Source organism: Saccharospirillum salsuginis, assembly GCF_014651855.1.
In the GTDB taxonomy this organism is placed as follows: domain Bacteria; phylum Pseudomonadota; class Gammaproteobacteria; order Pseudomonadales; family Natronospirillaceae; genus Saccharospirillum; species Saccharospirillum salsuginis.
The window spans coordinates 206,540-227,137 of sequence record NZ_BMXR01000008.1 but is presented as its reverse complement, the minus strand read 5'-3'; the positions used below and the strand labels follow the sequence as shown (position 1 = coordinate 227,137).

The window sequence follows — 20,598 nt, the reverse complement described above, 5'->3', positions numbered from 1 at the left end:
TAGTGGCGTAATCCAACAAATATGACGTTGCCACAGGACAACTCATTGCCACCGAGATGATGTTGGATTACGCCCTTCGGGCTACCGACCCGTCGGACCGATCCAACCTACTCGGCCACAGCCACGCTGGCCGGTTCCTGCCGCAACACCCGTTTCCGCTTACGCTCGGCCAGCCCAATCAAGATCAACGGCGCCACAATCATCGTCGAACCGATGATGAACCACATATCCGGCACCTCACCGAAGAACACCCAGCCCCCAATAATCGCCCACAACAAGCCGGTGTACTCGGCACTGGTTACCTGGTTCGCGGCAACCCAGCGATAGGCCATCAGAACAGTCACGTTGTAGCAGAGAATGAAGAAGGCGGAGCCGAAAGCGTGAATGACAACGGACCATTCAAACGCCTTGCCTTCCCACAGGGTCAATAAAAAAGCGGCCGGCAGCATGTACAGATGGGTCAGCACCAGGGTATGCACCATGGACTGCCGACCCGGCAACTTACGGATCAGGACGATGTTGATTGCCAGAGAAAAAGCCACCCCAATCGCGCTGAGGCTGGCCCAATTCAAAGCCACCGGCCGCAAAATCAAAATAATGCCCGCGAAACCGCTGACCACGGCCAACAGGCTCAACGGCGTCAGGTTTTCCCGGAACACGAGCACCGCGATCACCATCACCAGAATGGGCGCGGCATAAAACAGGGCGTTGGCCGTAGCCAGCGGCAAGGTGTTCAGAGCCACGACCATGCAAGAAATACCCGCCAGACTGATGTGAGCCCGCAACAGATGCACCCGACCACCGGCGAAGAGATTTCCCCGGTCGATCATCGCGCTCAGCGGCAGCAACAAAACCAGAGTGCAGAGGGTCCGGATGAACACGAACTGGAAAACAGGAACATCAGCGCCCTGCAGTTTAATAATGGCATCGGAGATCAAAGCCAAGGCATTGCCGATCACCAACAATAAGATGGCACTGTTAACCGTCTTGCCGGACATAACCCCTCCTTTTCTCCCAGATGAATAACCTAATGCCGACAGTCTAGGGACACCCCACTATTTGGAAAAATGATATTTTCACTTTAGTATTAGTTTTTTAGATACCATGATCAGAACCGGCTTGGCGGTACCGTTTCATTCGCTGTGCCAAGACTCCGAGTCAAGACGAACCACCGCTAACCCTCGACGACAGATAACGGTATAAAGATGAAATTACCACCGCTCAAAGCCCTCCCCTTCTTCGAGGCCGTCGCGCGACTGAACAGCTTCTCCAAAGCGGCGGATGAACTGAACGTGAGTCAGAGCGCGGTCAGCCACCAGATTCATCAACTCGAGGCCTACCTGGGCGAAGATCTGTTCACCCGCCAGGGTCGGTACCTGTCGCTCACCGAAGACGGACGGCACTACCTGGACTCCATCAGCTCGGCCCTATTCCAGATCGAACGCGCCAGCGAACAGGTGCAAGGCAAAGTCGACCGACAAGTACGCATGGCCCTGTTCAGCTCGTTCGCCGTACGTTGGCTGATTCCCAGACTCCCCAGCCTGCAACGCCAACATCCGGAAGTGGACTTGACCCTCGAGATGATGAACGAATCCCCCCACCTCTCCGACCGCGTGGCGGATTGCTTCATCTCCCTGCACAACGACCGACGGGGCTTCACCTGCGACCTGATCTACCGCGAACGCCTGTTCGTCATCTGTAGCCGCAATTACTGGCAGCAACTGAGCACCGAACTCATGCAGGAAGGCCTGATCGACACCCCCGAACCCGACCGACTGGACCCCAAACTGCTGCTGCGCTGCCCGTTACTCTCCACCTACCACATCTTCGGCGAACACCGCGACGACTGGCGCCGCTGGTTCGACGCCATGGACATCCCCCTCCCGGCCAACGCCCGCATCCAGAACTTCAGCCACATGCTGCTCGCCCTCGAAGCCGCACGACACCACCAGGGCCTGGCACTGACCAACGACTACATGTACGCCGTCCACGAAGACCCCGACCTCGTGCGCTTGCCCTGCCACACCCTGGTCACGGGCGACTGTTTCTACTTCGCCTACAAGACCAGTCGACGGCAGGAGCCCGGGATTCGGATATTGCGACAATGGATACGCCAGCAGGCTTTAAGCAGTGGTTTACTCAACCCCGAGGCTGAAGAGCCCGGTTTGTACTAGCCGAATGCGCCCGGGTTCCGGGTACTGGTGTTTTTCAAGGGGAGGCAAATGGTGAGTGGGAGGATGCTTGAATGTGGCACGGCAAGCTAGTGCCCGCTGGCCGGTTAGGGTATCCGGGGACGTCGGCAGCCATGGATGGCTGCCGCCGAGCTTACATGGATGTACTTGCAGCGACCCCGGATATCCTAACCGGCCAGCGGGTACGGGTTCCCCAACCATCAGGCAAAAAAAAGCCCGCGAAAAGGGGAGGAAACGCGGGCGTTGAGCCAAAACAGCGTGAAGCCGGAGCTCCATGCTCCGCCTAGGCCTTCGACGCCTCTGGCTCAGATCTCTTGGTTAAATTACGTACAAACCTCACCAATGGATGCTGAAAAATGTTATCCAACAACACCTGCTGAGAAATTTGGCGCAGACTGTCCGCATAGGTTGGGTAAGGGTGTATCACCCCTTGCAACTTCGCGAAATTCAGATTCAACGTCTTCATCACCTGAACCTCTGCAATCAATTCACCGGCTCGTTCACCGATAATGTGCGCTCCCAAGACCTTACCGTTTCGGCGGGTGATCAACTTGATACGTCCCATATCCCCGCTCTTGGTCTTGGCGCGATCCAGCTTGGCAAAGTCGTACTGGTAAACGCGAATGGCGTCACCATGCTGATCGCGGGCCTCCTGCTCGGTCAGACCGGCCCGTGCGAACTCCGGATCGGTGAATGTGGACCAAGCAACATCAGTATAGTTCACGGATCGCTTGATCGGCAGAATCGCATTCATCGCCGCGATCTTGCCCTGGTAATTCGCCATGTGGCTCAACAGGTACGGACCGGCCACATCACCGCAGGCGTAGATGTGTTTCCGGGTGGTCTGTAAATGTTTATTGACGACAAGGCCTTTCTCAATCTTTACATTAATGGCTTCGAGCCCCATGCCACCGGCATTGGCCGACCGGCCCAGCGCCAACAGGATTCGCTCGGCGTTCAACGCGCCGGATTCGCCATCCCGGTCGGTTTTTAGCACTACGCCCGCATCGGTCCGTTCGACCCCTACGGCCTTGGTGCCCAGCTCGAAACGAACACCCTCCGCCGCCAGTTTCTCGCGTATCAGCTGCGCGAACTCCGGCTCCTCGCGGGAGAGGATCTCCGGCATCATCTCAACGACCGTGACCTCGGTCCCGAGCCGGTTCATGGCCTGGGCCAGTTCCATGCCAATGGCGCCACCGCCCAGCACGATGATCGAACCCGGCAGTCGCTCCTGCTGGAAGACGTTTTCATTGGTCAGATAATCCACCGTATCCAGCCCCGGAATGGGCGGAACCATGGGCGAACTGCCTGTAGCCAGCATAAACTTCCTGCCCCGGAAGGCCTGGCCGTCAACATCGATGGTGTGGGCATCGGTAAACCGGGCATAGCCGTTGACGTAATCCGCACCGGCTTTCTCGATCACCTCCGGTGTTTCTTCTTCGTAGACCGACTCGCTCACCTCGCGAACCTCGGCCAGGATCGACGCCGTATCCGGTTGGATGTCGGCGAACTGACGCGCGGTATGAACCGCCTTGGCGCGGTTGATCAGTGCCTTGCTCGGCACACAGCCGGACCAGGTGCATTCACCGCCGGGCCGGTCCTTTTCGACCACCAACACCTTCTTGCCGAAACCGAGCGCGGTAAAGGCGGCGGTCAAGCCGCCGGCCCCGGAACCGATGACGATCAGATCGTAGGTTTTCATGCTGTCTCCTCGCAAAGCGCTCACTGTTCGACAGCGACCTGGTCGTAAAGTTCCTTCAACGCGTCATACCGCTTGCGATTCAGCCCCATATCGGAATAACCGGCACGGCTGGCGCTGCGAAACTGCACAGTCCGGTCTTCCTCGTTCAGATAGAACTCGACGTCGTCGTGAAAGTGCATGGTGGGCGTGGTGAACACGTAGTAGAGATAGTTGTCGTCGCGCGTCTTCAGCTCGGCGCCGCCATACTGGCTAACGGCCGATTCAATGGCGCTTACCGTGGCTTCCAGACTGTCCTTGAACGGCCAGGGAGCAACGCGTTTTTCCACGTCTTCCGCCTGGGTGGACACGGCATTGGGTTTCTTGCTCAGCGGCTTGAGAATGCCGTTTTCATGGCCGAGTTCCGGCGCACGGGTGTTCTGTACCACGATGCGAACGACGTTCACCACGATCAGCAACGCCAAAATGATCAGTACGATTTTCATCTGCAGTCTCCTTGATGGGGTCTATCTAAAAGGTTTTGAAATATATCTTGTGCGCAAGACTTTATCCCTAGCACCTTGACCGGTCAATACCTTGCGCGCAAAATAGTTACATTAATCACATCCGCAGGAGTTCGACTTGTCCGCCAAACACGCCGACTACCCCCAATTGAAGCTGACGAATCAGATTTGTCATTCGCTGTATTCGGCCACCAACGCCCTGGTCCGTGCTTACCGCCCCCTGCTCGACCCGCTGGACCTGACCTATCCGCAGTATCTGGTGATGCTGGCGTTGTGGGAGGAAGATGAGGTGCCGATCAAACGGCTGGTGGAAACCACCCGGTTCGACTCCGGCACCCTGACGCCGATCCTGAAACGACTGGAACAGAAGGAATTGATTCAGTTGGTGAAATCGGACGGGGACAAACGCCAGCGGTTGATTCGGGTGACGGAAACGGGCTGGCAGCGGCGGGAGGAAGCGGCGAATGTACCGGAGGGACTGATGTGCCAGACGGAAATGACCGCCGAGCAGGCGCTGGAATTGAAGGCGTTGTCGGAGTTGTTGTATCGGCAGTTGGTGGAGTCTTGATGCATGGCGAATATTGAGTTGTAGGGCAGAAGAGCGGAGCGATATCTGCCGATACTAAACCGATGGCAAAATACCAGATTTGAGCCAAATCAAATTCCCATGGCAGATATCGCTTCGCTCTTCTGCCCTACTCCGCTGTTATCGCCCCCCAGGCTTCATCCACCTTGTCCAACTGATCGTTATCCTGCAACAAGGCCTTGAATGACCGACTCGGTTTATCCAGCTCACCGTAGTGCGCCAGATCCCAGTCTTTCCACTCCAGCCCGGCACAGACTTCGTGGGCGTGGTGGAATTCCTCGTTGAAGTGATAACTGCGCATGGCATCCTGCGTGACACGGCCCACGCCGCGCACTTCGATGCTGCCCAGAGTCAGTTGGTTGCCGGTTTCGATAACGGCGACATAATCCCCTTCCCGGATCTGCAGCAGATTCCAGAAAATCGTGGGTACGCCGGTGAGAGCGCTGTCCTCCTCGGTCCAGCGTTTATCGCGCGGGTAGGCGATGTTGCCCTTGAGTTGCACAAAGGTTTTGAACTGGCGTTCCCAACCTTTCTTTTCCTTGATGTAGCGCTCCAGATCGCCGATCTCACGCCAGCCCAGCGCGAGACAGCGGCGCTGCTTGAGTTCGGAATAACTGCAATAGACACTGGACGTGACGAGCCACCACAGATTCATAATGCGTCCCCCGATCTTTTTGTCGTTGTGGAAGGGGTTTGAGCCATGATTCAAGATGACGGTTTCTTGAATCGAGATCTATTAGACCATGGTCTTAATACGGATGGCGCCAGCATTCTGCCGACGGAAAGGAGAAGTGGGTAGTGCTCTGGTACGGAAGCGGAACGCCAGCACGTACAGTGGCATCGATGATGCAGGTTGGGTTAGCGCGAACGCGCGTAACCCAACACACACTCAGGCGGCCTGCCCGAGCAGCCCTCGGTACAGTTCCCGATCGCCAATGACCCGGGTCTCACCCGCCCCATCGGTGACCAGTACCGCGTACCCGGTGCGATATCGTATTTCCAGGGCATCCTTGAAGGTGCACCCCGCGTCCACCAGCGTTGGCTGGGCGTGCAAGGCATCCATCGACTCGCCGGTCTGCCAGCGCTGCAAAGCGACCGCCTGGCTACCCTGATACAGCTGCTGCCCGGCCGCGTCATACCAGCAGTCCTGTTTTTCGTCGATGCAATAACGCCCGTCGCGTTGCGGGTGGTCGGTGAGCGGTTGGGCGATATCGCCGCAGCGCAGTACATGCAACGGGTTGGTATGGGCGACGAAGTCCTTGACGTAGTCCGTGGCCGGACGCAGCACGATGTCCTGGGGTTTGCCCTGCTGGACAATGCAGCCATCCTTCATGATGGCGATGGTGTTGCCGAGCTTCAGGGCTTCGTCCAGATCGTGGCTGACAAAAATAATGGTCTTCTGCAGTTTTTCCTGCAGCTGCAGCAGCTCTTCCTGCAATTGCTGACGGATCAAAGGATCCAGTGCCGAAAACGGTTCGTCCATCAACAGAATGTCGGACTCGGTCGCCAACGCCCGGGCCAAGCCGACGCGTTGCTGCATGCCACCGGACAGGGCACTGGGCTTGTGGTCGCGCCATTCGGTCAGCCCGACAATGGCCAACTGTTCGCTCACCCGCCGCTCGATCTCATCTTTCGGCAGTTTTTGTACGTCCAGCGCAAAGGCGACGTTTTCGGCGACGGTCAGCCACGGCATCAAGGCGAAGCGCTGGAATACCATGGAAATCCGTTTCATGCGGATCTCGCGTTGGGTCTCCGCGTCCGCCTTGAAGAAGTCCAGTGTTTCGCCGTGGTGTTCAATCAGCACCTCGCCGCGCGTGACATCGTTCAAACCGTTCACGCACCGGATCAGACTGGATTTGCCCGAACCGGACAACCCCATCAGAACACAGATTTCGCCTTTGTTGACCTTCAGATTGGCGTCTCGCACGCCGAGTACCAGGCCGGTTTCATCGAGGAGGCGTTCGCGATCGTACCCCTGGTCCAGCAAGGGCAGGGCCCGATCGGTTTTTTTACCGAAGACCAGGTCGACGTTCTTGAATTCGATCATTCAGCTCACCTCGTGTTTGTTCTTGAACAGGCGGTCCAGCAGAATCGCCAACAGGACGATGGCCAGGCCGGCTTCAAAGCCGCGGGCGATGTCGACGGTATTCAAGGCGCGTACCACGGGTTTACCGAGGCCGTCGGCTCCGACCAGAGCGGAAATCACCACCATGGACAGAGACAGCATGATGCACTGGGTTATGCCCGCAGCAATGCTGGAGGCAGCGGCCGGAATTTCGATGCGCCACAACAGCTGCTGATTGGAACAGCCAAAGGAACGACCCGCCTCGACCAACTCTTTCGGGACCTGGGAGATGCCCAGGTGCGTCAGGCGAATCGGGGCGGCGATGGCGAACACCATGGTCGCGATCAGGCCCGGTACAACACCCAGACCAAACAGGGTCAAGGTTGGAATCAAGTACACAAATGGTGGCACGGTTTGCATCAAATCGAGCACCGGCCGGATGGCGGTGAACATCCACGGACGATGGGCGGTCATGATGCCGATGGGCAGACCGAGCAGCACACACAGGCCAGTGGCATACACCACCATGACGAGTGTTTGAATGGTGTCTTCCCAATACCCCAGGTTCCAGATCAACAGCAGGGATATCAGGGCAAAAGCCGTCAGGCCGTGGTTGCGACGAAACCAGGCGACCATGCCAACGGCGATGATGATAAAGGCCCAGGTCGGAAACCAGAGCAGTGCGTCGGTGGTGCTTTCGATCAGCCATTCGAGCACGACGGAAATACCATCGAACAGCCAATCGCCCGCATCCACCAGCCAGTCGAAAAAACGTTCGATCGACCGGCCCAGGGGGATTTTATAATCTTCCATAGGAACAAAAGTCTCGGTGGGGACGCTGAATTCAAACCGGGGGACGGACGGCATCGTATCGATGCCACCCCTCCCCCTTCAGGTTGTCAGCGTCGAATTACTGCAATGCCACGCGGGCTTTTTCCAGAGCCGATTCACCGTCGATGGTGTCGACGCCGTCCAGCCAGCTGTCCAGTACGTCCGGGTTGGCGGCCAACCAGGCTTTCGCCGCGGCTTTGGGCTGCTCACCGTCGTCGAGGATCTTGGCCATCACTTCGTTTTCCATGGCCAGGGTGAATTCCAGGTTGTTCAGCAGTTGGCCGACGTTCGGGCATTCACTGGTGTAATCCTTGCGAACGTTGGTGTAGACCGTAGCGCCGCCGTAGTTGGGGCCGAAGTAGTCGTCACCGCCGGACAGATACGCCAGGTCGAAGTTGGCGTTCATCGGGTGTGGTTCCCAGCCCAGAAAGACGATCCAGTCGTCACCACGCGTGGCGCGACGGACCTGGGACAACATGCCGGCTTCTGAGGATTCGACGACTTCGAAGTCACCGAGGCCGAAGGCGTCTTTGTCGATCATGGATTGGATCAGACGGTTGCCGTCGTTGCCCGGTTCGATGCCGAAGATTTCCTGGTCGAATTTGTCGGCATGCTTGGCAATATCCGCGAAGCTGGTGACGCCCGCGTCATGGACGTATTGGGGAACCGCCAAGGTGTATTTGGCGCCTTCCAGATTCTTGCCAAGGATGTCGATGGTGCCGGCTTCGCGATACGGCGCGATGTCGCCTTCCATCGTCGGCATCCAGTTGCCCAGGAAGACGTCGATGTCGCCGTTTTCCAGGGATTTGTAGGTGACCGGGACGGACAGCAGCTGGCTTTCGGTGTCGTAGCCGATGCTTTCCAGGACCACGGAGGTCAGTGCGGTGGTGGCGGTGATGTCGGTCCAGCCGACGTCGGCGAACCGGACGGTATCGCACTGGTTGGCTTGCGCCAGGGCGGCTGAGCCCGCCAGGGTTGTCGCGGCGATGAGTGTCTTCATTTTCATGGTTCTCTTCCTCTTTTGTCGTTGTCTTCTTTGACAGGTGACTAGTAGCTCAACTTTCGGAGTTCGCTGCTGGCTAGCGCCGGATGCCGGGTAGACCCATTCGGGGATGTCGGCCGCCAGGATGGCGGCCGTCAAGCCCCCATGGATGGGTTTACGGCGACCCCGAATGGGTCTACCCGGTAGCCGGTGCGGGTTCTGGCACCACTAGAAACCCCGAAACTGAATGTCAACGCTGCTCCGTCTCCCAATTCGGATGCACCCAAACCGGCGCATCGGACTTCGGCAATAAATCCCGACCCCGAATATGGTCCGCGCATTTCTCGGCCAACATGATGGTCGGCGCGTTCAAATTACCGCTGACGACGCTGGGCATGATGGAGGCGTCGACGACGCGCAGGTTGTTGATGCCATGAACGCGCGCTTCGCTGTCGACGACGGCCATGGGGTCGTCTTTCGCGCCCATCTTGCAGGTGCAGGATGGATGATAGGCGCTGTCCGATTTTTGGCGCACAAATTCGTCGATTTCTTCGTCCGTCTGGACATCGGGTCCGGGTTGCAGTTCGGCACCACGGAAGGGTCCAAAGGCGTCCTGGGCGAGGATTTCACGCGTCAGTTTGATGCTCTGGCGCATTTCCCAACGGTCGCGCTCGGTGCTGAGCAGGTTGGGTTGAATGATCGGGTGTTCGCTCGGGTCGGCGGAACGCAGTTTCAGGTAGCCGCGGCTGGTCTGGCGCATGGGGCCGACGTGGCACTGGTAGGCGTGCAGTTGCGGGTCGGTCCGGCCATGGTCGATGACCTGGGACGGCAAGAAGTGGAACTGGATGTCCGGGTGTTTGACGCCCGCTTCACTGCGGATAAAGCCGCCGGCTTCGAGGTGGGCGGTGCGGCAGGCCCCTTTGTCATGGTTCAGGAACCAGGTGACACCGGCAATCGTTTTGTGCGGTTGCTGGGTGTATTTGTAGAGGGTGATGGGTTCCTTGCACTGGACCTGGACGTAGAGTTCGAGGTGGTCTTGCAGGTTCTGGCCGACACCGGGAAGGTGCGCAACGGTTTTGATGCCGTGCTCGGCCAGGTGTTGTTCGTCGCCGATACCGGAGAGCATGAGCAGCTGCGGCGAGTTGATGGCGCCGCCGCTGAGGATGGCTTCTTTACGGGCACGGACTGTGACGCTGCGGTTTTTCTGGATGTATTCGACGCCGACGGCGGTGTCGCCTTCGAACAGGATGCGCTGGACCATGGCGCCGGTTTCGGCGGTGAGGTTCGGGCGGTCGAGTACGGGGCGCAGGTAGGCCTGGGCGGTGTTCCAGCGCTTGCCCTGTTTGATGGTCATGTCCATGACGCCGAAGCCTTCCTGCTGGTAGCCGTTCATGTCTTCGGTGTAGGGGTAGCCGGCCTGTTGTCCGGCTTCGATGAAGGCGTCGAACAGGGGATTGGTTTCGTCGCCGGTGTGGACGTTGAGCGGGCCTTCGCCACCGCGATAGTCGTCGGCCCCTTTTTCGCGGGTTTCGGCTTTGCGGAAGTACGGCAGTACGTCGGCGTAGGACCAGCCGTCGGCGCCCTCTTCCTGCCAGCGGTCGTAGTCGAAGGCGTGGCCGCGGATGTAGACCATGGCGTTCAATGAGGAGCCACCGCCCCAGACTTTGCCGCGCGGCCAGTAGAGGCGGCGGTTGTTCATGTATTCCTGGGGTTCGGTGTGGTAGTACCAGTTGTATTTGGCGTCGCCGAGGTTGTAGGTCAGGGCGGCGGGCATGTGGATTTTCCAGGTGTCGTCCTTGCGGCCGGCTTCGAGGACGAGGACTTGGGAGTCGCTGTCTTCGGACAGTCGGTTGGCGAGGACGCAGCCGGCGGAACCGGTTCCCACAATGATGTAATCAAATTCTTTATCAAACGATGTCATGGTCTTTGGTGCCACTCTTTGAAATGGTTGCCTGTGGTCCACATTGGCTACATGGTCTTGGAAGCCAGGAGCCCGCGCCGGCTACCGGGTGGTCTGCTTCGGGGTCGCCGTGAACCCATCCCTGGGGGCTTGGCGGCAGCCATCCTGGCTGCCGACATCCCCGAATCAGACCACCCGGCATCCGGCGCTCGATTCGTGGTTACTCCAGGAGTCGACTCCTGTTTCAGTACCTTTTAAAACGGTGCCTCGACTGGGTTCATACCCACATACACCGATTTGATCTGGGTGTACTGGTGCAACGTCGCCATTCCGTTTTCACGGCCGACGCCGCTTTGTTTGTAGCCACCCACCGGCATTTCGGCCGGGGATTCGCCGTAGGTGTTGATCCAGCAGATGCCCGCTTGCAGTTGGGCGGTGACGCGATGGGCGCGCTGGATGTTCTGGGTGAAGACGCAGGCGGCGAGGCCGTAGTGGGTGTCATTGGCGCGGCGGATGACGTCGGTTTCGTCGCTGAAGCGCAGTACGGACATGACGGGGCCGAAGATTTCTTCGCGGACCTGGGGCATGTCGTCGGTGCAGTCGGCGAAGATGGTCGGTTGCACGAAGCTGCCGCCTTCGCAACCTTCGGGCTGTACGGCTTCGCCGCCGGTGACCAGGCGGGCGCCGCTGTTTTTGCCGGCTTCGATGGCGTTCATGACCTTGGACAGGTGGTCTTTGGAGATGAGGGCGCCGATGTTGGTGTCGGGGTTCATCGGGTCGCCGATGACGGCGCCGGCTTCGGTGCGCGCTCTGGCTTTTTCCAGGAAGGCGTCGTAGAGGTCGTCGTGGACGAAGACGCGGGTGGCGTGGGTGCACACTTCGCCCTGGGTGTAGAAGTTGGCGAGCAGCGCGCCGCTGACGGCGTTGTCGAGGTCGGCGTCGTTGAAGACGATCATGGGGGATTTGCCGCCGAGTTCCATGGTGACGTCTTTCAGGTTGCTGGCGGAGTCGGCCATGACTTTTTTGCCGGTGCCGACTTCGCCGGTGAAGGAGACTTTGGCGATGTCGGGGTGGCCGGTGAGGGCCTGGCCGACGCGGTAGTCGCCCTGGACGACGTTGAAAACGCCTGCGGGAACGCCGGCTTCGATGAAGATTTCGGCCAGTTTGGCGGCGCCCATGGGGGTTTCTTCGGACGGTTTGAAGACCATGGCGTTGCCGCAGGCGAGCGCGGGGGCGGATTTCCAGCAGGCGATCTGGATCGGGTAGTTCCAGGCGCCGATGCCGGCGCAGATGCCGAGCGGTTCGCGACGGGTGTAGTAGAAGTCGCCGCCGAGGTCCTGTTGTGTGCCTTCGATGGCGTCGGCGAGGCCGGAATAGTATTCGATGGCGTCGGCGCCGGTGACGATGTCGACGATGCTGGCTTCCTGCCAGGGTTTGCCGGTGTCGAGCACTTCGACGCGGGCGAGGTCGTCGTTGCGCTCGCGCAGCAGGTCGACGGCGCGTCGCAGGATGCGCGAGCGCTCCATACCGGTCATGGCGGACCATTGGGCGAAGCCTTCGGCGGCGCTGTCGATGGCCTGTTGAATCAGGCCATCGTCGGCCTGTTCTACGGTATAAATCGTTTCGCCGGTCGCGGGGTTGATGGCGGGAAAGGTTTCACCGCTGCTGTTGGCGACGTAGCGACCGTGGATAAAGGACTGCAGTACAGGGAGCGTCATTCGTGCGTTCTCCAAATTAACCGGCTTGAATCAGTAGTTCGGCGTGGCGACAACACAGGTCCACACAGCGATCGACGTCGATGCCTTCGGGTGACAGCGCACCGCGCAGCCAGAGGCCGTCGATCAGGGCCGATAGGGAGGCCGCAGCGTGGTCCGGGTCGGCCAGACCCAGTTCCTTGAAGCTGTATTTCAGGTTGGAGTGCAGGCGCATCTTGTTGATGCGCTGCAGCTGCGCGAAGGCCGGCTCGTGCATGGCACCGCTCCAGAACGCCAGCCAGGTCTTGGCCGCCAGGGCATTGGTCTGCGTTTTGGAGAAGTTGGTGTCGATGATGGCGTTGATCCGGTCGCGCGGCGTGGCGCTGCTGCCGAGCCGCTCGATCAATTCAACCTTGAGCTGTTGCAGCAATTCGCGCATGGTGGCTTCAAGGAGCCCCATCTTGTTCCCGAAATAATGGGCAATGATCCCGGCCGAAACCCCGGCGCGCTTGGCGATGCTCTGCACCGTGGTCGCACCGAAACCCACCTCGCCAATGCAGGCTTGAGTGGCTTCGATCAACTGTTTTCGCCGGATGGGCTCCATACCAACCTTAGGCATATTGCGGCTTCCTGTTTTTGATTGATCGTTCAATAAAAAACACATTAATGGATTGAGCACTAAAGTTCAAGGGGGCGGTTTTGGCTGAAAACGACGGGGGTGGTCGCTTTTTGTGCCCGGACAGAGGGGTTATGGTCTAGCGCCGGGGCGGGTTATTCCATAGTGGTCTAAAGTGTTTTCGGGTGTTGTAGGGTGGGCCGGTCCGACGTCTCGGCCGCCCACCATGGCGTGTCGCTGATGACCAGAGTGCAAATTCGTCACCATTGGCGCAGGGCGGCATGCTTCCATGGTGCGCGGTGCGCACCCTACCCGTTACAAAGCATCGTAGGTTGGATCGGTACGTCTGGTCCGGCACACCGGCTTCGGTAGCCGCAGGCGTAATCCAACCTACCTGCCCCTATACCCACATCCATGGTCTACAACCGAGTCGTCAATCTACCACTCGCAACTTTGGCCAACGCTCCAACCAACCTTTTCCCTCGACCCGCTCCCAAAACGCCTCGGGCTTGGGCCTTTGGGTATTCATGGTCACGGTCCCGGCCATCAGGGGCGCCAAGCCGAAGGGCGATACCAGTTCCACGTACCCTTCCCTATTCAGTCGCGCACCCACGGCCGTTTCAATCTCCGGCCAATAGCTCATGGCATCTTTCGTATCCCGGTAAGCCTCATCCCCGTTTCGACGGTGCATTCGCGCCTGGTTTTTCACGGACCAGGGCCTATCCAGTTGTTCCAACAAACGGGTTTCCAGGGCGCGATCCCGGTCTTCTGACACATCGTTCGGGTCGAAATACACCACATCGACATCGTTGAGGGGCGACGTCGTCTCACAGTCGTGCAGCCGGTCCCAGACCAGATTTCTGACAAAGCCGGCGGCGATGCACCAGTCGGGCAGGTTCAGATCGGCGACGGCCCGCAGGCAGGCCATGCGCTGGTCGTCTTCACGCAGCCAGGTGCTGATGGTTTCGTAGTGTTGTTCCAGGGTCATTCCCTCTCCTAATACATCCGATAACGCTGGGTCCTGTAGGGTGGGCACCGCCCACCATGGGATAGCGCGATTGCCATTGGTGCCAAACCATCACCATTTGCGCATGGGCATGCTTCCTTGGTGCGCGGTGCGCACCCTACCCGATGAATACACGTCGCAAACCTGTTAGGTCGTGCCGCATGGTTCGCAGTATGCTGCCGGGACAGCTTAACAATAAAAACACGGCTGACGATGCTCACTTCCTGCACCACTCACATCGCGTTGCGCCACGGCCACTACTGGACCTTTGTCCATCAGGGCTTTGCGCTCAGCGAATGGTTCGACGAATAGCCTGCCCCTAACCGGCCCGACGCGGCTGGGTTTTCCGATTCTGATTGTCTGACACGCTCGGTGCTGTGCGCCTGACGGGTGTGCGTCCGCGCGTGTCGTCCCGATCGACCCACAACAAAAGGTACTACCATGAAAACGACGCTCGCCCGTTGCGCGTTGGCGCTGTCCGCCTGTGCGCTGTCCACCCTGTCCAACCCCGGCCTTGCCGAGGAAAACACGCCTCAAGGCTCTCTGCTGGCCGTCGGTGGCGCGCTGGAATCCTCCAACACCGCCGTGTACGAAGCCTTTATCGAACTCGCCGGTGGTGAGGACAAGGCCAAAATCGGCATCCTGCCCGCCGCGAGCGGGAAGCCCTCGAAATACGCCCGGCTGTTCGAGGAAGACCTGATTCGATACGGCCTGTCCGGCGACCAAGTGGAGCTGATCCCCATTGCTGTGAAAGACGACAGCAGCACCGATGACCTGGATGAATCCACCTGGATCGGCAACGCCTCGGACGAAACCCTGGCGGAGACGGTCGCCGGTTACACCGGCATCTGGTTCGTCGGTGGCGACCAGACCCGCATCACCCAGGCGTTACTGCCGGACGGTGAGCGCACCCCGGTGCTGGACGCGCTGCACACAGTCTATGACAACGGCGGTGTCATCGGTGGCACCAGCGCCGGCGCGGCCATGATGAGCGACGTGATGATCGCCTCCGGCGACAGCCTGGGCGCTTTGCTGAACGGCTTCACCGAGGAATACGGCAGCATGGACGAGCAGGAAAGCGGTCCGGTCCACGCCAGTGCCGGCCTGGGCTTTTTCCCGGGCGGTGTGATCGATCAGCATTTCGACCGCAAGGCCCGGCTGGGTCGACTGATTGCCGTGAACCACCACTACCGTGATGACTACCCGCTCGGGTTCGGCATCGATGAAAACAGCGCCATGGTCTACCGGGCCGCCACAGACTCCATCGAGGCCATTGGCTATGGCGGTGTCACCATGGTGGACGTGCGCAATATGAACGCCGATACCGTTCAGGGTCTGCCTCACTGGACCGGCATCCGTCTGTCCTTCCTGCAGGGCGGTGACCGGTATCAGGTGTCGTCCGATACCTTCACCATCAACGACAAGAAATACGACACCGTCGGCTATGAGTACATTAATGTGCCGAACCCGATGAACACGGGCGTGTTCAGCCGCAACCCCAACTACAAAGACCTGATCACCTACGACCTGGTGGACAACAAAGCCGCGACCGAGGTCGTCAGCTACGACTTCAACGCCGAAGGCCGGGGCTTCAAGGTGCGGTTCTATCAGGATGACCGGACCACCGGTTGGTGGAACTATCTGGATGGGTTAAAGGACAATTACTCGGCTGTGCGGGTGTTGATGGATATTACGCCGGTGGAGGTGACGGTGTCCGAGTTGGAGTGAGGTTGGGTTGATGCCCGGTGATGGGATGAACCCGGGTGGGTCATCCCATAGGTGGGCGGTGCCCACCCTACGAATTCACCGGTCGCCATCCTTCTCCAAATCCAGCGACGCCGAATTGATGCAGTAGCGTACGCCGGTCGGCTCGGGTCCGTCCGGGAAGACGTGGCCGAGGTGGGCGTCGCATTGCGCGCACAGCACCTCGATGCGGTGCATGCCGTGCGAATGGTCCTCGCGTTCGACAATGGCGCTCTTGTCGAGTGCGTCATAAAAGCTGGGCCAGCCGCAGCCGGCGTCGTATTTGGTGTCGGACTCGAACAGTTTGTTGCCGCAGCAGACGCAGCGGTAGACACCGGCGTCGGTCGTGTCCCAGTAAGTGCCGGAAAACGGCCGCTCGGTACCCGCCTGTCGCGTGACGCGGTATTGCTCGTCACTCAGCTGTTCACGCCATTGTTCGTCGGATTTCACAATTTTGTCGCTCATGGTCGGTTCCTCCCATGGATGTGGCCGCTATTCTGCCGAGTTTCACGGCCATTCCCAAGCCGACACGGCAAATAACCCCTATAGGAATTAAACCGCTGCGCTTTTATACTCTTTCGGAATGTTATTGACTCAGGTTTCGGAGTTCGCCGAGCAGACAAGCGGCGGATGCCGGGGGTACCCCTGTGGGGAAGTCCGCAGCAGGGATGCTGCGGACTTCCCCACAGGGGTATCCCCGGTAGCCGACGCGGACCACCGCCTCCCGGCCTACTCGAACTGGGACACTTGAGTTATTGAGCCCACTGCCCGACGCCGTAGTCATCCGGGAGCCCCATGAAAGACCTGCACAAATCGCACAAACTGGCCAATGTGTTGTACGACATTCGCGGACCGGTGCTGGACGAAGCCCGCCGTATGGAGGATGAAGGCCACCGCATCCTCAAATTGAACATCGGCAACCCCAAACCCTTCGGGTTCGACGCCCCGGACGAAATCATCACCGACGTCATCCGCAACTTGCCCCAGGGCGAGGGCTACAGCGACTCCAAAGGCCTGTATTCGGCGCGCAAGGCGGTGATGCAATACTACCAGCAGCGCGGCGTGAAGAATGTCGACATCGACGACATCTACCTGGGCAACGGCGTCAGCGAACTGATCCAGCTCACCTGCATGGGCCTGCTGAACAACGGCGACGAAGTGCTGGTGCCCGCACCGGACTACCCGCTCTGGACCGGCGCCGTCACCCTCTCCGGCGGTCGCGCCGTGCACTATCTGTGCGACGAGGAGGCCGACTGGTTCCCGGACCTGGACGACATCCGCGCCAAGATCACCGAACGCACCAAGGCCATCGTCCTGATCAACCCCAACAACCCGACCGGCGCCGTCTACTCGAAGGACCTGTTGCTCGACATTGTCGAGATCGCCCGCCAGAACGATCTGGTCATCCTGGCCGACGAGATTTACGACAAGATTCTCTACGACGAGGCCGAACACCACTGCCTCGCCGCCCTGTCCCAGGACGTGCTGACGCTGACCTTCAACGGTCTGTCCAAATCCTACCGGCTGGCCGGTTTCCGCTCCGGTTGGCTGATGGTCAGCGGCCCCAAATACCCGGCCCGCGATTTCATCGAAGGGCTGAACATGCTGACCAATATGCGCCTGTGCGCCAATGTGCCGGCCCAACATGCCATCCAGACTGCCCTCGGCGGCTACCAGAGCATCAACGACCTCGTCCTGCCCGGCGGGCGCATGCGCGAACAACGCGACCTGTGTTATGAGATGATCAACGCCATACCGGGTCTGTCCTGCGTCAAGCCCAAAGGCGCGTTGTACATGTTCGTAAAGATGGACAAACAGCGTTTCGGCCTGCACGACGACGAACAGGCGGTGCTGGACCTGCTGCGCCAGGAAAAGATCCTGCTGGTCCACGGGCGCGGCTTCAACTGGCCGGACGTCGACCACTTCCGGCTCGTCTTTCTGCCGCCCAAAGACATGCTGGCCGACGCCCTGGAACGCATGGGTCGGTTTTTCAGTCACTATCGACAGGAGTAGACTGGGCTTTAAACGACTCAGCCCAACGATCGAATATGCTCGACATCCACATCACCGAATTCTACAACGACATGGGCCGCATTCTGGCGTCGCTCTACCGCCATTTCCCGCGCCAGATCTCGCTCTATGTCGAAGACATCAGCGGCCCGGACACGCCGGACGAGTACGGCCTGCATTCCGAACGCCACCTGGCCTGCTTCAGCACCTTTCTCTGGCTGGCCGAAGAAGGGTTGATCCGCTACGGTGATGTGGAACGCCAGGTCGCCTTCAACCACTGCGTACTGACCCTGGACGCCTTTCGCCTGTTGAGCGGGTTCGACCCGGACGGCGGGCCCAAGCTGATCGACGAATTGAGACTGGCGATTCAGGAAGGCTCTTCGGACATGACCGAGGATACGCTGCGACGGTTGCTGGCGGCCCACGCCACCTAACAATTCGAATTCCCTCTGGAGGCCTGACATGAAGACCATTTCCGCCGAGCAGGTCGCCGACCTTCTTGACTGGACCCCGCTGATCGACCGACTTCGGGATACCTTCGTATCCGGCGTCGAAGCACCGCCAAGACACCATCACGCCATGCACCGGCCGGACGGCGAAGCCACCATGCTGCTGATGCCCGCCTGGCAGACCGACGGCTACATCGGTGTGAAGATGGTGAATGTCTTTCCCCAGAACGCCGACCAGGGCCTGCCAGCGATTTCCGGCCTGTATTTGCTGAGCGAGGGCAGACACGGCCGCCCCATCGCCTGCATCGACGGCAGCGAATTGACCCGGCGACGCACCGCCGCCGCCTCGGCACTGGCCGCCCAGTGGCTGGCCCGGGAGGACGCCTACACCCTCTTGGTGGTCGGCACCGGCAAGCTGGCGCCCATGCTGATCGAAGCCCATGCCGCTATAAGGCCGATCGGTCAGGTACTGATCTGGGGTCGGTCCGAGGAAAAAGCCGCCGCTCTGGCCGAGCACTATGAAGACCGGTTTGAAGTCCACGTGGTCACCGATCTGGAATCCAGCGTAGGCCAGGCCGACATCGTCAGTTGCGCCACCCTGTCCAGCGAGCCACTGATCAAAGGCGCCTGGCTGCAACCAGGTGCCCACCTCGACCTGGTCGGCGCCTTCCGGCCCAGCATGCGCGAGACCGATGGCGAAGCCCTGCGCCGGGCCCGGGTCTTTGTCGATACCTGGGCCGGTGCCCGGGGCGAAGGCGGCGACATCCTGCAGGCCATCGACGAAGGGTTTCTGACCTGGGACGACGTCCAGGGCGATTTGAAACAGCTCCTGGGGGATGAAGTGACCGGCCGGAAAAACGACGAAGAGATCACCCTGTTCAAGTCCGTCGGCGCCTCGCTGGAGGATCTGGCCGCCGCCATCGAGGTGTGGGAGCGGTATCAGGCCACCGCCGACTAACCGATCAACATAGCCCTACCGAGGCGGCAAGAGCCTGATTCCAGGCCTTGTCGGCCTCGCCTTTCCCTCTACCTCCAGTTTCCATCCTATTTTCAATTGAAAACTCACTCGCTTAAAAGGCCGGTATCTACACCTATTTTCCGACCGTTTCACCCTATATTTTTCGTTTGATCATCACCGAGGTTGCCAAATGTTCGTTTGGTGATAGCATAAAGTTTCGATTGAAAATCGAGAACAACTACAACAACCGAGTCCTTCGTACCGGCCCACCCGTGCGGATCCCGCATGAACGCGCGCCGACAAGGTCCAAATGGAGAAACACGATGAAGAATAATAGTCTCGCTCGCAGTGTCACTCGGAACCCTCTGACCAAGGCCGTCATGGCCTCCGCCGCCCTGCTGGGTCTGGCCGGCCAGGCCTTCGCCGACTGTGAACGCGGTGCTCTGGATGCCATCTACTGCGATACCGACGGTGACCTGGTGGCCGACCTGCCGGCCGATGAATCACAATGGCTGAACCCCGATACGCTGATTTTCGCCTACACCCCGGTCGAAGACCCCGCGATTTATTCCGATATCTGGCAACCCTTTATCGACCACATGGAGACCGTCACCGGTCGTGATGTTCGTTTCTTCGCCGTTCAATCGAACGCGGCCCAGGTCGAAGCGATGCGCAGCGGCCGTCTCCATGTCGCCGGTTTCTCCACCGGTCCGACGCCTTTCGCCGTCAACCTGGCCGGTGCGGTCCCGTTCGCTTTGATGGGCTCCAGCGAAGGGCAATTCGGCTACTCACTGCAGGTCTACACCCATGTGGATAGCGGCATTACCGATCTTCAGGGTTTGAAAGGCAAGCGCGTGGCACACACATCGCCGACTTCGAACTCCGGCAACCAGGCCCCGAGAGCGCTGTTCCCTGAAATGGGCATCGTGCCGGGCGAAGACTACGAGATTGTATTCTCCGGCAGCCACGACCAATCCATGCTCGGTGTGGTCGCACAGGACTATGACGCGGCGCCAGTGGCATCCGAAGTGGTCGAGCGCATGGCGGCTCGCGACCTTTACGATGAAGAAGACGTGCGGCTGCTGTGGGAGTCGGACCGCTTCCCGACAACCTCCTACACCCACGCTTATAACCTGCACCCGGACCTGGCCGAGAAAGTGCGCGAAGCCTTCTACACCTTTGACTTCGCCGGGACCGCTCTGGGCGAGGAGTTCGCGGGTGTACAGACGTTCATCCCGATCAACTACAAGGACAACTGGAAAGTCATTCGCACCATCCAGAAAGCCAACGGTGTGACTTACACCCAGGACAACCTGCAGTAAACACCCCTCAGGCCACCCGGCGAATACTCCGGATACCACGGG

At 59.5% G+C, this 20,598-nt stretch carries 19 protein-coding genes; 7 read left to right on the top strand and 12 right to left on the bottom strand.

Annotation, left to right across the window (positions count from 1 at the left end):
- Positions 1-107 precede the first annotated feature (107 nt).
- Positions 108-998, bottom strand: coding sequence for a DMT family transporter (locus tag IE111_RS16625; protein WP_189610787.1), 891 nt, complete (start codon positions 996-998; stop codon positions 108-110).
- A 207-nt stretch (positions 999-1,205) separates the two neighbouring features.
- On the opposite strand from IE111_RS16625, the gene IE111_RS16620 reads away from it, so the two are divergent.
- Positions 1,206-2,174, top strand: coding sequence for a LysR substrate-binding domain-containing protein (locus tag IE111_RS16620; protein WP_189610785.1), 969 nt, complete (start codon positions 1,206-1,208; stop codon positions 2,172-2,174).
- 301 nt (positions 2,175-2,475) lie between these two features.
- Here IE111_RS16620 and IE111_RS16615 read toward each other — a convergent pair whose 3' ends face one another.
- Positions 2,476-3,894 carry a dihydrolipoyl dehydrogenase family protein gene (locus IE111_RS16615; RefSeq protein ID WP_189610783.1) on the bottom strand — a complete coding sequence of 473 codons (1,419 nt, stop codon included), beginning with the start codon at positions 3,892-3,894 and terminating at the stop codon, positions 2,476-2,478.
- Positions 3,895-3,914: 20 nt separating this feature from the next.
- Positions 3,915-4,376, bottom strand: a complete 462-nt coding sequence (locus tag IE111_RS16610; protein ID WP_189610781.1) for a DUF1499 domain-containing protein — start codon at positions 4,374-4,376, stop codon at positions 3,915-3,917.
- Positions 4,377-4,512: 136 nt separating this feature from the next.
- Here IE111_RS16610 and IE111_RS24545 point away from each other — a divergent pair, with 136 nt between their 5' ends.
- Positions 4,513-4,962: a MarR family winged helix-turn-helix transcriptional regulator gene (locus IE111_RS24545; protein ID WP_189610779.1), complete on the top strand. Its 450-nt coding sequence runs from the start codon at positions 4,513-4,515 to the stop codon at positions 4,960-4,962.
- A 127-nt stretch (positions 4,963-5,089) separates the two neighbouring features.
- On the opposite strand, the gene IE111_RS16600 is transcribed toward IE111_RS24545, so the two are convergent.
- The 8 genes from IE111_RS16600 to IE111_RS16565 all read right to left on the bottom strand — a co-directional run bounded on the left by IE111_RS16600 (position 5,090) and on the right by IE111_RS16565 (position 14,056).
- The gene (locus IE111_RS16600) at positions 5,090-5,635 is read right to left on the bottom strand and encodes a hypothetical protein (RefSeq protein ID WP_189610777.1); all 546 of its coding nucleotides are present in this window, start codon (positions 5,633-5,635) and stop codon (positions 5,090-5,092) included.
- 234 nt (positions 5,636-5,869) lie between these two features.
- Complete coding sequence (gene choV, locus IE111_RS16595; RefSeq protein WP_189610774.1) at positions 5,870-7,027, bottom strand: choline ABC transporter ATP-binding protein; 1,158 nt, start codon at positions 7,025-7,027, stop codon at positions 5,870-5,872.
- Complete coding sequence (gene choW / locus IE111_RS16590; RefSeq protein WP_229805401.1) at positions 7,028-7,858, bottom strand: choline ABC transporter permease subunit; 831 nt, start codon at positions 7,856-7,858, stop codon at positions 7,028-7,030.
- Between the two features lie 97 nt (positions 7,859-7,955).
- Complete coding sequence (locus IE111_RS16585) at positions 7,956-8,876, bottom strand: choline ABC transporter substrate-binding protein (RefSeq protein ID WP_189610934.1); 921 nt, start codon at positions 8,874-8,876, stop codon at positions 7,956-7,958.
- A 232-nt stretch (positions 8,877-9,108) separates the two neighbouring features.
- Complete coding sequence (gene betA, locus IE111_RS16580; protein ID WP_189610770.1) at positions 9,109-10,779, bottom strand: choline dehydrogenase; 1,671 nt, start codon at positions 10,777-10,779, stop codon at positions 9,109-9,111.
- 233 nt (positions 10,780-11,012) lie between these two features.
- Positions 11,013-12,476, bottom strand: a complete 1,464-nt coding sequence (gene betB / locus IE111_RS16575) for a betaine-aldehyde dehydrogenase (RefSeq protein WP_189610768.1) — start codon at positions 12,474-12,476, stop codon at positions 11,013-11,015.
- A gap of 16 nt (positions 12,477-12,492) precedes the next feature.
- Entirely contained in the window at positions 12,493-13,071 is a 579-nt protein-coding gene (gene betI / locus IE111_RS16570; RefSeq protein ID WP_189610766.1) for a transcriptional regulator BetI, read from the bottom strand.
- Between the two features lie 430 nt (positions 13,072-13,501).
- Positions 13,502-14,056: a nucleotidyltransferase family protein gene (locus IE111_RS16565; protein ID WP_189610764.1), complete on the bottom strand. Its 555-nt coding sequence runs from the start codon at positions 14,054-14,056 to the stop codon at positions 13,502-13,504.
- A 459-nt stretch (positions 14,057-14,515) separates the two neighbouring features.
- Here IE111_RS16565 and IE111_RS16560 point away from each other — a divergent pair, with 459 nt between their 5' ends.
- Positions 14,516-15,802 (top strand): cyanophycinase, encoded by a 1,287-nt coding sequence (locus IE111_RS16560; RefSeq protein WP_189610762.1) that lies wholly within the window; start codon positions 14,516-14,518, stop codon positions 15,800-15,802.
- 75 nt (positions 15,803-15,877) lie between these two features.
- On the opposite strand, the gene msrB is transcribed toward IE111_RS16560, so the two are convergent.
- Positions 15,878-16,282, bottom strand: a complete 405-nt coding sequence (gene msrB / locus IE111_RS16555) for a peptide-methionine (R)-S-oxide reductase MsrB (RefSeq protein ID WP_189610760.1) — start codon at positions 16,280-16,282, stop codon at positions 15,878-15,880.
- A 330-nt stretch (positions 16,283-16,612) separates the two neighbouring features.
- Between msrB and IE111_RS16550 the strand changes: the two genes are divergently transcribed.
- From IE111_RS16550 to phnD, 4 genes are all read left to right on the top strand, one after another.
- Complete coding sequence (locus tag IE111_RS16550) at positions 16,613-17,830, top strand: pyridoxal phosphate-dependent aminotransferase (protein WP_189610758.1); 1,218 nt, start codon at positions 16,613-16,615, stop codon at positions 17,828-17,830.
- 35 nt (positions 17,831-17,865) lie between these two features.
- The gene (locus IE111_RS16545) at positions 17,866-18,261 is read left to right on the top strand and encodes a hypothetical protein (protein WP_189610755.1); all 396 of its coding nucleotides are present in this window, start codon (positions 17,866-17,868) and stop codon (positions 18,259-18,261) included.
- 28 nt (positions 18,262-18,289) lie between these two features.
- Positions 18,290-19,234, top strand: coding sequence for a bifunctional Delta(1)-pyrroline-2-carboxylate/Delta(1)-piperideine-2-carboxylate reductase (gene lhpI, locus IE111_RS16540; protein ID WP_189610753.1), 945 nt, complete (start codon positions 18,290-18,292; stop codon positions 19,232-19,234).
- 323 nt (positions 19,235-19,557) lie between these two features.
- On the top strand, positions 19,558-20,556 hold the full coding sequence (phnD, locus tag IE111_RS16535) for a phosphate/phosphite/phosphonate ABC transporter substrate-binding protein (protein WP_189610752.1): 999 nt from the start codon (positions 19,558-19,560) through the stop codon (positions 20,554-20,556).
- Positions 20,557-20,598 lie beyond the last annotated feature (42 nt).